Genomic DNA, 15,428 nt, shown 5'->3' with positions numbered 1-15,428 from the left:
AACCGTCACATACCGTGCTACACTTCATCGAGATTCATCATGCAATACACCGAATTACAGGTCACTTCCAATTTCAGCTTTCTGCGCGGCGGATCGCATCCTGAAGAGCTCGTGGAAGAGGCTCTCCGCCTCGGTTACACGGCCATGGCCATTACGGATCGCAATACGCTGGCCGGCATCGTACGTGCGCATGCGTCGGCCAAAAATAAAGCGATCCGCATTATCCCCGCCTGTCGCCTCGATCTGCTGGACGGTCCGAGCCTGCTTGCTTACCCCACCAACCGGGAAGCTTACAGCAGGCTTTCGGCTATGCTTACGGAAGGAAACCTGCGTACCGAAAAAGGTAAATGTGATCTTTACAAAGAAGATGTATTCCGGCATGCAGCAGGCATGAAATTCATAGCAGTCCCCCCAGGCTCACTGAACGAAGCTTTCGATTTCGACCCGGCTTTCACAAATGCATTAAGCGAATACCGGGAAAACCTGGGAAAGGACTTGTACCTCGGTGCCATACGCGCTTACCAGGGCGACGACCTGAAAAAACTCTACCGTCTCGACCAGCTTTCCAGGCAGTTGGACATTCCCCTCATCGCCACCAACGACGTACATTACCACAATCTTCAAAGACGCGAATTACAGGACGTACTTACCTGCGTGCGGGAGAAATGCACCATTTACAATGCAGGTTTCCGTCTTCACGAAAATGCGGAGCGCTACCTGAAACCGATCAAGGAAATGGAGCGGCTCTTTTCGAAATACCCGGGAGCTATTGAACGCACGCAGGAAATTGCGGACGCCTGTCAGTTTTCGTTGAGTACTTTGAAATACATCTATCCCGAAGAACTGACCACGGAAGGTCGTACGCCTTTGGAAGAGCTTAAATATTTGATACACGAGAAAAATAGTAAAACCTATCAAAATGGCATACCTGAGAAAATTAGCTCCGCGATCGAGCACGAATTAAAGTTCATCAAGGAAATGGATTACGCGCCTTATTTCCTGACCGTTTATGACATCGTGCGTTTTGCGCGCGAGCAAAATATCCTATGCCAGGGCCGTGGCTCGGCTGCCAACTCTGTGATTTGCTTTTGCCTGGGTATCACCTCTGTGGACCCGATGAAAATAGACCTACTCTTTGAGCGGTTTATTTCCTCTGCCCGTAACGAACCGCCTGATATCGATGTCGATTTCGAGCATGAACGACGCGAGGAAGTGATGCAATACATTTACAATAAATATGGCCGCGACCGGGCCGGGATCGTCGCAACCGTGACTCAAGTGCATTCCAAAGGAGCCGTTCGCGATGTGGCCAAGGCGATGGGGATGTCTATGGACGCCATTAACCGCCTTTCGGGTTCGCTTTGGGAATTTACCGACGAATGGTTTGATGGTCAGCGCATTTCAGATCATGGTTTTAATCCAAATGACCTGCATTTGATCAAAATCCTTGATTTGACCAAACAGTACAGAGGGTTCCCCCGCCAACTTGGCCAGCATACCGGTGGATTTGTCATCACCCAGGGAAAACTCTCGGATCTTTGCCCTGTTTTGAATGCCCGCATGGAAAACCGCACCTGCATTGAATGGAACAAGGATGATATCGATACGTTGGGTTTTCTTAAAATAGATGTACTGGCATTGGGCATGCTCACGTGCATACGTAAAGCATTTGACTTGCTGCGAAATCATTACGGTAAAGACTATGAACTCTCTACCATCCCGCCGGAAGATACTGGTGTGTACGACATGATCTGCAAGGCCGACACAATCGGTGTTTTCCAGATTGAAAGCCGTGCACAACAATCGATGCTTCCCAGGTTGAAACCACGATGCTTTTACGATCTGGTGATTGAAGTGGCTATTGTACGCCCCGGACCTATTCAGGGCGACATGGTTCATCCTTATCTGCGAAGGAGAAATGGAGAAGAAAAAGTGGAATACCCTAATGAGGAACTGAAAGAAATCTTACACAAAACACTGGGAGTACCTCTTTTTCAGGAGCATGCGATGAAAATTGCCATTAAAGCCGCTGGCTTTACCCCTTCCGAAGCAGATGAGCTCCGCAGAAGTATGGCCACTTTCAAATCCAAAGGCATCGTTTCCAGATTGCGGGATAAGCTCATCAGCGGTATGGTCGGCAACGGATATGATAAAGGCTTCGCCGAACGCATTTTCAAGCAGCTTGAAGGTTTCGGTAGTTACGGATTCCCGGAAAGCCATGCAGCTAGTTTTGCATTGCTGGTGTATGTTTCGTCCTATATCAAACGCTACCACCCCGATGTTTTTGCCGCCGCATTGCTGAATAGCCAGCCAATGGGCTTTTATCGTCCGGCTCAGATCGTCACCGATGCGCAGAACCATGATGTCGTAGTGCGGCCTGTCGACGTCAACCATTCTTTTTGGGACAATACCCTGGAAACCATCCCCGGCCAGCAATGCGCATTGCGGCTCGGTTTCCGGCAGGTGAAAGGCTTGAAGGAAGAAGAAATGCAGTTGCTGGTAACAGCCAGGACAAAACTGTTTACCCACATCCATCAATTGCTGGACGTGGGCATTTCGCAAACTGCACTGGAAAAACTCGCCGATGCCGATGCATTCAGATCTATCGGTTTCGATCGCCGGCAGGCATTCTGGGAAGCATCCGCATTGGGCGACCGGCCCGTTGGATTGTTTGAAGGACTATCTTCCACGAGCGAAACGGAACCGCAGGTCGAACTTCCTGTGATGACCTTATCCGAGCATGTTTTACACGATTATGCCGCCACCTCGCTTTCCCTGAAACAGCACCCCGTCAGTTTCGTGCGCGATCAGCTGCATGCATTGGGCGCTGTGCCAAGCAGTTCACTGACAGAAATTCAGGACGGGCAATATGTGAAAGTAGCCGGCCTGGTATTGGTACGGCAACGCCCCGGCACCGCGAGCGGCATTTGCTTCATCACCATTGAAGACGAAACCGGCACCGCCAACCTTGTGGTTTTTCAGAACCTCTTCGAAACCTACCGGAAAGAAGTACTGCGATCCAAGTTGCTGCTGGTGGAAGGTAAAGTGCAAAAAGAGAGCGATGTGATCCACGTGGTCGTTAAAAAATGCATCAATGCCTCCGGACTGCTCAAAAAGCTATCGGCGGCCGAAGAACAGGAGCCCGATGTGCTCACACTCTCCCGCGCCGACGAAAAGGATGAATACGATTCACACACCAGGGCACGAAAGACTCAGCCGCGCAAAACCATCCAGGGAGAAATATTCCCGGCTTCCCGTGACTTCCGGTAATCAGCAGGCATTTCGTCGAGCGCGCTCACTTCCGCCATGTACTGCTCCGGCAGGATCAGGTTTCGAAGCAACGTATGCATTTTGAAGATGCGGGCAAATTTATACACCGGCAACAGGATGGCCACCATCCAGCCGGCACCCAATGCCAGCAATGCATTCACATGCTGCGGCACCAGGCGCTTTTGCACCTGCCGCAATAAATGATACCGGAACGCCCCCAAATGCTTCCGGTACTGTAGATATAAATCGACTGTAAAATTACTCCGAATAAGGTTTTCTTCCAGATGTGTAGCACGCATGACTTTCCATTCGCTGTAATCAGAGGGTAACCCCGGAATGCCCATTCCCCTTCCCACCTGATCAAAGACGATAAATATCTCCTCTTTTTCAGCTGGCGTCAACTTTCTTTCCAGCAGTTCGAACGACCGGACCGAGTAGTCGATCAGCATAAAAAGCACATCGCGGTAAGCGCTATCGGGTATCCGTGCATTTCTCGCTTGCTCCACCCCCTGATGAATGCTCGCAATCCGCCTGATGGCATTCGCGGCTCCCTCTTCACTTGCAAACACAATCTGCCTCGCATAGCCGACAGTCGAGAACAACCTGCCCAACGGATCTGCCGGGAGTTTGCCGGTAAAATAAAGCCAGTCCACCGACTTGTTCAATGCAAATTCCGCCGAAGCACCTGCGAAAATAAACAGAATGGTATCTGCTTTCCCCCAGATCTCCCGCACAATCGAACCCTCTTTAACAAACCATTTCATATCCTGCGAAAATTACCTTTCATTCTTTCCATCCCCCAAATAAACCCAATACCCAGCGTGTAGGCCAGGATATCCGCCCAGGCAAAACTCGTCCCGATAACAGTCCGGGCAATGCCGTTATCTTCAAGTCCCAGGATCCGGATAATCTGCCAATATTGTAACGCTTCCACCAACCATGAAAAAAGCAAAACCACGAATGCAGCCGTCACCACATCCCAATGGGTAACACCTCTTACCGCACAATAAAGCAATATCACCACCAGAAAATCACCGCCCCATGGCCGGATCAGCTCGTCGTGTACATACAATGCGATCAGCACTTCCGTCACGAAAATGGTCATTGCACCGATCAGGTATTTTTTTCGAATAGTTAACATCATTGAAAAAACGAGTCTGCAAGTTCCGGTTCCCTTTGATCCAGCCTCGATTCCGGCTGTTTTTGTGGTTTCACCTTTGCCAGAATAGTTTCCAGAAGGGGTAACATCTTATTCAGCCCCTGGGTTTTAATAATAAAATTCCAGAGCGGTTCAAACTTCTTCCAGCCACCGGTATAGAGGAAATGTTTAAGGATATGCTTCACGGAATCATGCTGCAAACTAGACCTGAAAATATTCTTCCAGCTGTAAAACTCCTCATAGGCCCACCAGTAACCTTCCTCCAACTGTTCGGCATTCAGTCCCCTGGTCTTGTAAACAACGTGCCGGGTATCGTACAAATCCCAGTTCCAGGTTTTGATCCTTCTCTCCTTTTCCATATCCTTAAATAGAGCCGTACCCGGATAGGGCGTCAGGATATGGTACGTGGAGGTCGTAATACCATGGTTTACACCCCATTCCACGGTTCTCTTGAAAACATCCCGGTCATCGTCATCCAGCCCGAACACAAAACTTCCGTTGATCATGATGCCCAGCGAATGCAGGCGATTAACTGCCTCCGCATAATCTTTTTCAAGGTTTTGCTTTTTATTGCTTTGTTTCAAATTCTGCGGAGAAAAGGTTTCGAAACCAACAAAAAGACTTCTTAGTCCCACCTCAGCCGCTTTTTCAATCAGATTTCCCCTCAAAATAGCATCTACTGTGGACGCTCCCTGGAAAACGCGGTTCATCCCTTTCATACCCTCAAAAAGGTTTTCTGCAAATCGTACATTACCCAGCAAATGATCGTCCAGAAAGTACAAATGCCTGCCCGGCAAACGGTCGATCTCCGCCAATGCATCGTCTGCCTGCTGTGTGTAAAAGGTTTTTCCTCCTTCGAAAAAGGCATCTTTATAACAAAAATTGCAATGGTGCGGACAGCCTCTGGTTACTACAATCGAGTTTGGAACCAGGTACAAGCTTCGCTTAATGAGGTCGCGACGAATGGGCGGTATACCCGCAAGCGTGCGGGTGAGCGAGGTGTAAACCTGCTGCGGTGCGCCCTTTCTGAAATCCTGTAAAAACTTTGGGAACGTGTCTTCTCCCGGACCAACAAATATGGTATCCGCATGCACCCGGGCTTCGTTTGGCAATGAAGTAACATGCAACCCGCCAAGGATCACATAACTCCCCCGTCCCCGGTAATGATCGGCCAGTTTGTAAGCACGGTATGCATTGGTGATGTAAACCTGAATGACCACCAGGTCGGGTGTATCGTCGAGCTTTAAATCCTCCACATGCTGATCCTGCAAGTCGATTTCATCATCAGCAGCAAGATAAGCGGCTAATGTCGCCAGCCCAAGCGGTGGAAATAACGAATACTTGATCGGTCGCCATAAAGGGCTCTCGGCTTCGGTCAGCGCAGGCAGGATCATTTTTACTTTCATTGCCAAAATCAGTTTTAAAAGTACTTTGTGTTACAAAGTAAAATGAAAGTTTCGAACCAAACAAGATAGCTCCACGTGTTATTTTTATGTGCTCCTTAAAAAGGCAGGCGTTCACTACAAATCCATTCCGATAGAACACAAAAAAATAGCCCTCGCAAATGCAAAGGCTACCTACACCTGGACACACATTCACCCCGTCATTTCAATTCATCCAGGCGATATCCCAGATAGTCATCGACGGTCAGTTTGTAATTCAATTTCTTTCGCGGACTGCTGATGTGGATGTTGTAAGTTCCCTGCGCCAGTTTCGACATGTCGAACCAGCGGCCATACGAAAGTCCATCTACCGATTCCTGGTAAATCGTGCGCAGTTCAGGATCGATGATCCGGATGTCGTAACGCTCCTGGGACGGATTTTTCAGGATTACTTTCATTTTACCCTGCTTTACCACGTAGATATTCGACATCGCGGTTTTGACGCTGGCCCCGCTCCCGGCAACCGGCATTTCCAGTTCAGGCCGTACCATACTGCCGAGTCCCGCCCGACTATCGGCCACGAGGTCGTATGTCTTTACTTTTGCTGAAAGCAACTCTTTCGCCATCAGCTTGCTGAGGAGATCGTCGAAAAGCCGAATGTTACGTTTGGTAAGCTTGACATACTTCCGCGACATCGATTCCTGGTAAAGTAACTGGTTACCGCCATCGTAAAACTGAACAATGGTATTACGGGTGTTCGGGTCAGTGTGGACCTGCCAATAACCTTTATCGGATTCCACATAGGTTTGGGCGTGGGCAGGCAGATACGAAGCTGGATAAAAAGCTGACAAAAGCAGCAGGGATAAGAGAATTCTGTTAATTTTCATGGCTATCAAGGGGTGGAATTTTGAATAAAAAACACAAAAACAGCTCAATGGGCATACATTCCCATTCACCTTATTCCAAAATCTTGATGGCCATCAATTTGTTTCAAAGAGAATAAGTGATGGTTGAAAGTTGCAGCTAATGCGAATTCTTTTCGAGATTAGATCCCACAATCCATTTAAGCACGGTGGTAGCTATGGTCACAATCACGCAGTTTGTCTACGTAAAGGAAGGTCAGGAACTGGTGTTTCAGGAATTTGAGTCGTTGGTTTTACCTTTGTTGTCCCGCTACAATGGAAAACTGCTCCTCAGGTTGCGGACAGACAGGGAGCAGTTGATTGAAGGCGAGCTCGATGCGCCTTACGAAATCCATCTCGTTCGTTTCGTATCGGAAGCGGATATGGCCGCCTATCTCTCGGACCCGGTCAGGATCCAATTTCTGCATTTGAAGGATGAATCGGTAACGAGCGTGATCACGGTGAAAGAAGGTGTGTGAAAATGCAATTAGCGATAGATGGCTGTTTTATCGCCAACCTGAATGATAGTTACACTCACCTTTCATTACCTGATATAAAATGCGGTAATTACCGACCCTGGTCCGATAGATGTCATCCCCGACCATACGTCGTGTCCTTTTCAATTAACGACATCAAACCCCGCCCCGTGGTTCAGCACCACTTCGGTAGTGATGGTTTCCCCTTCCAGCCCAATCACACGATAACCATAATACCGGCTGTGGACCACAATCTCCAATGCGTTCTTTTCCATCTGAACCGACGCCGCCGGCGTCACATATTGTGTAATGTTCTCTTCTTTCGTGAAATCGTCGGTGTGATAATGTCCGCTAAAAACTGTGACATTCCGGCCGCTTCGGATCAACGCCTTCTTCACGGCATCCCGGTTCAGCAACGGATACTTGAAATCCACAGCGGTAATGACCTGCAGAATCGGATGATGTATAAAAAGCAGTATTTTTTTTGCCGTTTCCAACTCCCTTTCCAGCCATATTAACTGAACTTCGCTGACAGCATCGGACGAAGAATCAAGAAAGATGTATTTAAAATATCTATCTTCTTCTGCATAGTACATTTCGTCTCTCGTTTTCAGGTATTCGGGCAGATAATGCGGCCGGATGTCTGCAAACGTGTCGTGATTACCCGGTATTACCCGGAAATCAAAGCCTTTCAGCAATGCAAAAAACCGCTCGTAGCCGTCCGGGTGACCGATATCGCCCGTAAAGATCACATGCCTGATGCCGCGCGCGCCCACGTCCTGCAAGATCAATTTCATATTGGTGTCTGCATCAGCACCGTGTTTCGCAGGCCATTCTTCATTTAAATGCAAATCTGTGATCTGAGCTATCCTTTTCATGGTACTCCCGTTTGTTGCGAATATGAACCATTTGCATCAAAATAATCGATCCAATTTATCGAAAATGAATGTGCCATTTGTGTAGCGAAGCATGCAAAATCACTTTTACAAGCCGAATAACGTCGCTATTCGGCTCATCTTGTCCATTGCCAAAATCTCCAATGCTAGCGCAACACGTGACCTGCCCCCATGGCCAACATCGGATGCGCACTTCTTTCGGGAGGCGAAAAAGTACGAGTTACAGCCTCAACCTTCCGGCCTGGCTATTTCGGAGGTAATTTTGTACGCAGTTGCTTCTCAACGGCTTTTCTATTTTCAAAATAAGTGGTCAGCAGTAAGCTACTGGTGACTTATTTCCTGTAAACCATTATCTTCGCTCCTCTTAAACCTCTTTATCCAGTGTCGCTTAACATCCTTCCGATTTGAAGTACCTTTTACCAACCCTGCTCTTCATTTTAGTAGCATTTACGTCCCGGGCGCAGATCCCGGTCGACTTCCAGTTTTGCACTGGCACCGGCGAACTTTGCGTCACACCAAGCGATTCAAGCTACGAACTCTGCCTGACACTCAAACCCGGCTTTTGCGATACAAAGGATTATGAAATCCGATGGGGTGACGGCAACACCGATAAGGTTACGCTCACCGCCGAAAAAACTGTAAAACATGTCTATGATCTCCGGTATTTCGCCAAAGATTGCAGCTCGGGAGAGGTTGAATACAACCTGAATATCAAAAACTCAACGTGCAGCAACGACAACAAAGGCTACCTCCTCACTTTTAAGAAAAAACCGGAAGCCCGGCCCGTGATCGACGCGGCTTGCGTGGGGTCTTCGGTGAGTATTGTGAACGGAAGCTGCCCGACGTACAACATCGACTTCCTCTGGGAGTTCAGCGATGGGCAAACCAGCACATCTACCAACCCTTATCTCACTTTTGACGATCCTGACAAAACCTACAAAGTAAAACTGACCGCCAAGTCGAAGACCTGCGGGACAAGCACCGCCGAAACGGAATTCAGACTCAAAAAACCGCCCGTACCCGCATTCACGGTCAAAGGAACGACCGTTCTGGATAAAGACACGGTGATTTGTTCCTCATCCGGCGGCATACTGGAACTCGATGGTACCATTTCCAGGGAAGCATCGGGCTACTATTGGGAGATCGATGGCGGGAAATTTGAGTTCCAAAACAATACACACGCCAATCAGGGAAAGGTCAAAGTCAAATTGTCCGACGGGCAGGAATATACGATTACGCTCAACGTCAACAACCAATGTGGAAACCGGAAAATCAGCCGGACCTACAAGGTCGTCAGCCTTCCGCCTGCCACGCTCATTCCGCAAGACGATGTTTGTGAAGAAATTGTCTACAAAATCAAAAATCCCGTTGCCGGTGCAACCTATACCCTCAACGGATCGCCATTTGATGCTGCTAAGGAAATGCCTCTGAAATTTGCGGCGGCTCCCTACATCGTTACTGCCACTTCTAAAAATGCCTGTGGAACGCAGACGCTCAGCGATACTTTCACCGTTTCACAACCCCAGCCGGTCCGGATCATTCCCTTCCCGAAAGACACAATCCTGTGTGTCAGCGAAACAGCCATTCCGCTTGTCGCCAATTTACCAGGTGGGGAATGGAGTACTGCGGGCATAGAAACGCAGAACGGTCAAAAGGTTTTTATACCCAAAACACCCGGTGCATTTACCATAACCTACACCCGTGGTACCGGAAAATGTCTGATGACCCAGTCCGTCAAAGTGACGGTGGAAGGCATTCAGGCCACGGCCGATGACAAGACGATCTGTGAAGGGACTGCCTGGGTAAAGCTCACAGGCACACCGGCCGCCGGACAATGGACCACAACGGGATGTTCAAACTGCATGAAAGGTGACACACTTTTTACGTCCGGCATTACCTCAGGCCAGATCGCGGTCACCTACACCGTTGCCAACCGCACCGGTTGTAAGGCGGAGGCCAATGCTACAATCCATTTCGGCAGACCCAAAGCAGATTTCTCACTCGCAAACGGTTGCTCGGGGACGATTTTCAAACCCTCAAACAATGCCACCGGTGCGGCATCCTATTCCTGGCTCGTCAATGGCAAACCGGCCGGAAGCGGGGAAAATCCGGAGCTTTCGCTCTCTTCCGGCCCTCAGCGTATCAGCCTGATCGCCCTCGCCGGAGCCTGTTCCGATACCATCACGAAGGAAATAACCGTAACCACACCGCCACCCGCAATTAGTTTTGTACCCAGTGAAACAAAAGGATGCTCACCACTTCGGGTGGCTTTTCAAGTGGCTGGTGCCGCCGCTCCGGGTGTCGATTATACCTGGGATGTCGGCGGGACGGCTGACTATACTGGTTTTCAACTACCTGCCCAGGTTCTCGAAAACCGGGAGAAAGCCGATCAAACCTATCGCATTTCTGTTACTGCGCGGAATGCATGCGGCGAGCAGACCCATACCCGTGAGATTGTAGTCCGCCCATTGGCCCGCGCCGAAATAGGGGTAGATTCCACGATGCTGCGCTGTACACCGGCAACGCTGCTGTTCTCGAACCGATCATCAGGGCACGATAAAAACCTTTCGCGCTGGCTCTTCGGCGACGGAACGATTTTGCAGAGCGGCAGCGATACGGTCTCCCATCTTTTCTCGGCCAGGGACAGTGCACGCACTTATACGGTCCAGCTTGAAATCACCAGCGCCTGCGGGAGGGATACCGCCAAAGTGCCGATCCGGGTCTACCCTACTACCGTCAAAGCACTTTACACCATTTCCAAATCCATGGTATGTCCTGGCGAGGTGGTCCGTTTTACAGACGCCACCGTCCCAAAACCTGAGCGCTGGCTCTGGAAATTCGGGGATGGCACAATTTCCACCCAGGCCAACCCTGCACACACTTTTGCCAATGCCAAACGGGATTACAAAGTGACCCTCATTGCCTATACGGCCTGCGGCTCCGACTCGACCCAGCTCACCGTAAAAACAACGGAAGCACCCGCCGGCGCCTTCGAAAGCAATGCGCTTGCATGCGAAGGCTCTCCGATACAACTGATTAATAAAACCGACCCGCAACTTGGATTTTCCTGGGATTTCGGGGACGGCTCACCAGCCGATTCGATCAACTATGCTCCGGAGCATCTTTATGCAAGTGCCGGCACCTATACGGTTACATTAAGCGTTTACCGGGGCTCACAGGCGTGCAGGGTAATCGCACAAAAGGCTCCCGTAACGGTTGTAGCTCCCGCTAAAGCCAGTTTCAGCTTTGGCGGCGATTCCTTGTTTTGCGCCCCGGGCCCTGTCAATATCGTCAACCTTTCGGAGCAGGCTGATTCCTACCACTGGTATTTCAGCGATGGCCGGACTGCCAATGTCAAAAACCCGAGTCTTGCTTTCGAGCCCGGCTCCTATGGTGTCAAACTGGTGACCGTGAAAGGGGGTGTCTGCATGGATTCCACCGAACGGATGGCCGCATTTGTTGTTACGCATTGCCAGATTGACATCCCCCAGGCATTCACGCCCAATGGCGACGGAATAGGCGACCGCTATACGCTTTTTGGAGATGGCATTACACAAATCAACCTGCTCAGGATCCGCAACCGGTGGGGAGAGGTGGTTTTCGAGATGAAAAACGTGCCACCGGGCAGCCAACAGCCCGACGAATCGTGGGATGGGACTTTTGCTGGGAAGGAAGCCGCTGCCGATATGTATGTGTACGAGGCCGAGGTACTTTACATCGACCAGAAGAAATCTAAAAAATTGAGAGGAAACATATACCTGGCCCGATGAGATTCATGAAAAAAGCATTACAAATTCTACTTTGGACTGTTTGCGTGAGGCAGGTATACGCACAGGCTCCTCAGTTTTCACAATTCTATGCTAACCCGGTTTACGCAAACCCCGCATTGGCCGGCGATGCCGGAACACCCCGGTTCATCGCCAACTACCGGAACCAATGGTCTAGCGTAGGCACTTCCTTTCAAACTGCCGCATTTTCCTTCGACACTTATGCGGAAGATACCGAGATCGGGCTGGGTGTACAGGTCTTGCATGATCAGCGCGGCGGAGCATTGAAAAGCGACCAGGTTTCGGGGCAGGTTTCAAAGCTCGTGTATCTCGACGGCCAGAAAGAGCTTCGGCTCATCGGTGGTATCCAGGGCGCATGGCTGTTCAACCGGTGGAACGGGCAAGACCTCGCCTACGTGTCAGATTTTCTTGGAAGCCCGGACCCGCTGGCTGGTAGTGCGATCCAGCAAAACCGCTTCACCGCATCGGCCGGAGTCGTTCTGGAATATGTGCCCCGTCACGACGACTATCCCTCCTACTGGATCAGCGGTGCATGGCATAACATCGGAATCAACGATCCGGTGAGCATCGAGCACCAGCGGATCAACGTGCAGCTCGGCTCCAAAATCCCGATCGGCATTCCCTCTTTCTTCGGCAACCATCTGGGCAGCGACCTCGACCGCCAAAGTGCACTCAACCTGGGTTTGCAGGTTCGGAAACAGGGAGCAAGCAGGCAAATGGACGCCGGTTTCAATGTCATCGTCTCTCCCCTGGTTATGGGAATATGGTATCGGGGAATGATATGGGGCGCGACCCGCCGCGACGCATTGATCGGTACCGCCGGATGGGCGTATGGAAATATGCTTTTCCAGGCCAGTTACGACCTGCCGGTTTCCTCCCTGGGCCTCGATACCGGCTCATTCGAAATATCAGTATGGTATGGCATGGATGCACTTTTTCGCTTTGCAGGCAAGAAAGCCGCCAACCGCCGTGGCCGGAAATGTCTCAGATATTGATTACTTATTTTAATGTGCTAATCACACCAGTAATAGCGCCAGTCGTTCCGCCTCGTTTTGAAACTTGCATAGGCGCCCTTGATCCGGTACCGATCCTGGCGCCAATCGTCGCCAGAAGCTAATACGGACTGATTTTCACCTTTTTGAAACAAAACAATCTCCTCATCAATGGCCATATTCTGCCATTGACTGAAAGAGACACTGAACCCATCATCACTCGCGCTGTATTTCAGTTCACTGATCCCCATTACCGGCGACTCGGCCACAGTGTTTCCGTGTTGCGATGCCAACGCTCGCAGTGAATGCGGATAATGTCCGTTTTCTGATTTGTAAAGTTCAACCCGGGCGACCAGCGTCTCACCGGCATCCATGGCCAGCTCACGGCTGTAAGCGCTCACAGGAGCCAGTACGTACATGCGCATTATCCAGGCAAGCGTTGGGATCGTCAACAGGTAAACGGGCGTAAGGTTAAATGCTCCAGCCGGTGCAAATCTGAATTGTCTGATCTTCTGAAAAGCTTTGTAAAACAGGCAAGTCCCTGCTCCCGTAGTAATCAATCCAGGGCCGACACCCAGCCATTCGTAAGTTTGCGTCAGCGCAAGCAGGCAAGGCAGAGCAGCAAGGACGAGTACAATTACTCCGAGGACAAAAGCATAGCGACCATTCTGCGTCTTCCCTCCTCTTCTCCGCGCGTCCAGATAAAGCCATAGTATCCCGATGGGCCCTAGCACTACCCCCAGAAAACCAGCCGACTGCGCGAGGGCCGATAAACCCACCACCAGCTTGTTGGGTGGACCAGGCAGAAAAGGCAATACCATCACCAAAACCAACAGCGCATGCAGCGCTGCCATCAGAATCCAATCCACCGCTTTCATATTCGATATGTTTAAGTGCTCCGCTCTAAAAGGCTTTCTGACCAGTGAAAGCCTCACCAGCCCTGCCACTTCACAGACAAATAACCACCTGGCACGTCGGACACCCGATTCCGACAGGTCGCGATTGTAGCGTTCCTGTAAATCTCCCTCGATGTCCTCGGCCCAATCCGGATCACAGAACCAGCGGAAGAAAGCCAATGCCCATTGCGGCGGGGCATTATGCTGTGAATTTTCCTTGTTCATTGAAAAGTGAGTTCAGGAATGGCATCCCATAATGCAATACGTTGTGTTTTCACCGCTTCCAGCATTTGCTGTCCGGCCGGTGTCACCTTAAAAAAACGCTTGCGCTTTCCTCCACGAACTTTTGTTGCCTCACCCAGTGCAGAAACAAGCAACCCTTTTTTTTCCAGCCGCTTCAAAACCGTCTGCAACGCGCCAACGCTCACCTTCCGGCCCAGTCGCTTCTCTATCTCGTCAGCAATCGCAATTCCATAGGCTTCGGTGTACAACACTGCCACTGTGAGCATCACGACTTCTTCGAATTCACCCAGATACTGATTCATAATATGATATTTACCTTAAATGTAGCAAATATTTTTCAATATTTACCTTAATTGTAGTTTAAATATTTTCAATGCACGTATTTCTTCCCGATTGTCAACAATTGAATTTTATATCTAACTTTCCAGCCCTTAATACCTAAAAAATTTATGAAGAAAATATCCCAAACCAACCTGTACCGGACTTCCCGGCGCCTGATGCTTTCGGCTGGCTCGCTGCTGATGGCCACTTTTGCTGTAAAAGCCAATTCCGCTCCCCTTGCCTCTGCGCTGGAAGGACGCTGGGACATTACCGTGGATGTCAACGGCAAACCGGCACCATCATGGCTCGAAGTGAGGCATTCGGGTTACAAAACGCTCGTGGGGCAGTTTACAGGTTTTTCAGGCTCCGCAAGGCCGATTGCCGAAGTACATTTCAAAGACGGTAAACTGAATTTTGACATCCCTCCGCAATGGGAAAAGGGCGATAAATACCTGGCCGTGGAAGGTACGCTTTCCGGCGACGCCATCACCGGATCGATGACCACACCGGAAGGCAAAACTTACTCCTGGAAAGGCGTACGCGCCCCTTCCTTACGCCCTAAAACAATGCCTGCCTGGGGATCACCCGTCAAACTGACGGCTGGCAATGAAATCAAAGGCTGGCATGCGACCGGTGAGAACCAGTGGATCGCCGAAAACGGAATCCTCCGCAGCCCCAAATCCGGCGCCAACCTCGTTACTGACCAGAAATTCGGTGATTTCAAGCTGCATGTCGAGTTCCGTATCCCGAAAGGCAGCAACAGCGGCGTGTACCTCCGCGGCCGTTACGAAGTACAGGTAACCGATAGCAAAGGAATGGAACCCGCACTGGATCAGATGGGCGCTGTTTACGGATTTATCACACCCAGCGAAATGGTAGCCAAGGACGCCGGAGAGTGGAATACATTCGACATCACACTGGTAGGCAGAATGCTGACACTCGTAGCCAATGGCAAAACGGTGATCAGCAATCAGGAGATCCCCGGCATTACGGGTGGCGCATTGGACAGCAACGAAGGGGAGCCTGGTCCGCTATACATCCAGGGTGATCACGGGCCTGTCGAATACCGCAACATCGTGATTACACCGGCAAAATAATGCCAT

At 50.3% G+C, this 15,428-nt stretch carries 12 protein-coding genes; 5 read left to right on the top strand and 7 right to left on the bottom strand.

Features of this window, described 5'->3' with window-relative positions; translation table 11 throughout:
• Positions 1-39 precede the first annotated feature (39 nt).
• Positions 40-3,270, top strand: a complete 3,231-nt coding sequence (locus tag BP71_RS22780) for an error-prone DNA polymerase (protein WP_496383515.1) — start codon at positions 40-42, stop codon at positions 3,268-3,270.
• Here the strand turns inward: BP71_RS22780 and BP71_RS22775 are convergent.
• The 4 genes from BP71_RS22775 to BP71_RS22760 all read right to left on the bottom strand — a co-directional run bounded on the left by BP71_RS22775 (position 3,213) and on the right by BP71_RS22760 (position 6,698).
• Positions 3,213-4,034, bottom strand: a complete 822-nt coding sequence (locus BP71_RS22775; protein WP_496383513.1) for an oxygenase MpaB family protein — start codon at positions 4,032-4,034, stop codon at positions 3,213-3,215. The two genes, BP71_RS22780 and BP71_RS22775, sit on opposite strands and share 58 nt — an antisense overlap.
• A complete protein-coding gene (locus BP71_RS22770) occupies positions 4,031-4,414 on the bottom strand; it encodes a ribosomal maturation YjgA family protein (protein WP_496383511.1) in 384 nt (127 codons plus the stop codon). The genes BP71_RS22775 and BP71_RS22770 overlap by 4 nt, the downstream gene beginning before the upstream one ends.
• Positions 4,411-5,835: a B12-binding domain-containing radical SAM protein gene (locus BP71_RS22765; RefSeq protein WP_496383509.1), complete on the bottom strand. Its 1,425-nt coding sequence runs from the start codon at positions 5,833-5,835 to the stop codon at positions 4,411-4,413. The genes BP71_RS22770 and BP71_RS22765 overlap by 4 nt, the downstream gene beginning before the upstream one ends.
• A 197-nt stretch (positions 5,836-6,032) precedes the next feature.
• The gene (locus BP71_RS22760; RefSeq protein WP_496383507.1) at positions 6,033-6,698 is read right to left on the bottom strand and encodes a T9SS type A sorting domain-containing protein; all 666 of its coding nucleotides are present in this window, start codon (positions 6,696-6,698) and stop codon (positions 6,033-6,035) included.
• Between the two features lie 194 nt (positions 6,699-6,892).
• Between BP71_RS22760 and BP71_RS22755 the strand changes: the two genes are divergently transcribed.
• A complete protein-coding gene (locus tag BP71_RS22755; RefSeq protein ID WP_496383505.1) occupies positions 6,893-7,192 on the top strand; it encodes a DUF1330 domain-containing protein in 300 nt (99 codons plus the stop codon).
• A gap of 140 nt (positions 7,193-7,332) precedes the next feature.
• On the opposite strand, the gene BP71_RS22750 is transcribed toward BP71_RS22755, so the two are convergent.
• On the bottom strand, positions 7,333-8,067 hold the full coding sequence (locus BP71_RS22750) for a metallophosphoesterase family protein (protein WP_496383503.1): 735 nt from the start codon (positions 8,065-8,067) through the stop codon (positions 7,333-7,335).
• Between the two features lie 422 nt (positions 8,068-8,489).
• Here BP71_RS22750 and BP71_RS22745 point away from each other — a divergent pair, with 422 nt between their 5' ends.
• Positions 8,490-11,855 (top strand): PKD domain-containing protein, encoded by a 3,366-nt coding sequence (locus BP71_RS22745; protein WP_496383501.1) that lies wholly within the window; start codon positions 8,490-8,492, stop codon positions 11,853-11,855.
• Positions 11,852-12,868, top strand: coding sequence for a PorP/SprF family type IX secretion system membrane protein (locus BP71_RS22740; RefSeq protein ID WP_496383499.1), 1,017 nt, complete (start codon positions 11,852-11,854; stop codon positions 12,866-12,868). The genes BP71_RS22745 and BP71_RS22740 overlap by 4 nt, the downstream gene beginning before the upstream one ends.
• 17 nt (positions 12,869-12,885) lie before the next feature.
• Here BP71_RS22740 and BP71_RS22735 read toward each other — a convergent pair whose 3' ends face one another.
• Entirely contained in the window at positions 12,886-13,986 is a 1,101-nt protein-coding gene (locus tag BP71_RS22735) for a permease prefix domain 2-containing transporter (protein WP_496383497.1), read from the bottom strand.
• Positions 13,983-14,306, bottom strand: a complete 324-nt coding sequence (locus BP71_RS22730; RefSeq protein ID WP_496383495.1) for a PadR family transcriptional regulator — start codon at positions 14,304-14,306, stop codon at positions 13,983-13,985. The genes BP71_RS22735 and BP71_RS22730 overlap by 4 nt, the downstream gene beginning before the upstream one ends.
• Before the next feature lie 147 nt (positions 14,307-14,453).
• On the opposite strand from BP71_RS22730, the gene BP71_RS22725 reads away from it, so the two are divergent.
• Positions 14,454-15,422 (top strand): 3-keto-disaccharide hydrolase, encoded by a 969-nt coding sequence (locus BP71_RS22725; protein ID WP_496383493.1) that lies wholly within the window; start codon positions 14,454-14,456, stop codon positions 15,420-15,422.
• Positions 15,423-15,428: the final 6 nt, after the last annotated feature.

Source organism: Dyadobacter ginsengisoli DSM 21015 (genome assembly GCF_059568735.1).
This window is presented reverse-complemented; position numbering and strand designations above follow the sequence as displayed.

What these genes read in the sequence shown, in the direction of transcription:
- BP71_RS22730 (WP_496383495.1), bottom strand. Translation starts at nt 14,306, where the DNA reads ATGAATCAGTATCTGGGTGAATTCGAAGAAGTCGTGATGCTCACAGTG.
- BP71_RS22740 (WP_496383499.1), top strand. Translation starts at nt 11,852, where the DNA reads ATGAGATTCATGAAAAAAGCATTACAAATTCTACTTTGGACTGTTTGC.
- BP71_RS22735 (WP_496383497.1), bottom strand. Translation starts at nt 13,986, where the DNA reads ATGAACAAGGAAAATTCACAGCATAATGCCCCGCCGCAATGGGCATTG.
- BP71_RS22760 (WP_496383507.1), bottom strand. Translation starts at nt 6,698, where the DNA reads ATGAAAATTAACAGAATTCTCTTATCCCTGCTGCTTTTGTCAGCTTTT.
- BP71_RS22770 (WP_496383511.1), bottom strand. Translation starts at nt 4,414, where the DNA reads ATGATGTTAACTATTCGAAAAAAATACCTGATCGGTGCAATGACCATT.
- BP71_RS22765 (WP_496383509.1), bottom strand. Translation starts at nt 5,835, where the DNA reads ATGAAAGTAAAAATGATCCTGCCTGCGCTGACCGAAGCCGAGAGCCCT.
- BP71_RS22780 (WP_496383515.1), top strand. Translation starts at nt 40, where the DNA reads ATGCAATACACCGAATTACAGGTCACTTCCAATTTCAGCTTTCTGCGC.
- BP71_RS22750 (WP_496383503.1), bottom strand. Translation starts at nt 8,067, where the DNA reads ATGAAAAGGATAGCTCAGATCACAGATTTGCATTTAAATGAAGAATGG.
- BP71_RS22755 (WP_496383505.1), top strand. Translation starts at nt 6,893, where the DNA reads ATGGTCACAATCACGCAGTTTGTCTACGTAAAGGAAGGTCAGGAACTG.
- BP71_RS22775 (WP_496383513.1), bottom strand. Translation starts at nt 4,034, where the DNA reads ATGAAATGGTTTGTTAAAGAGGGTTCGATTGTGCGGGAGATCTGGGGG.
- BP71_RS22725 (WP_496383493.1), top strand. Translation starts at nt 14,454, where the DNA reads ATGAAGAAAATATCCCAAACCAACCTGTACCGGACTTCCCGGCGCCTG.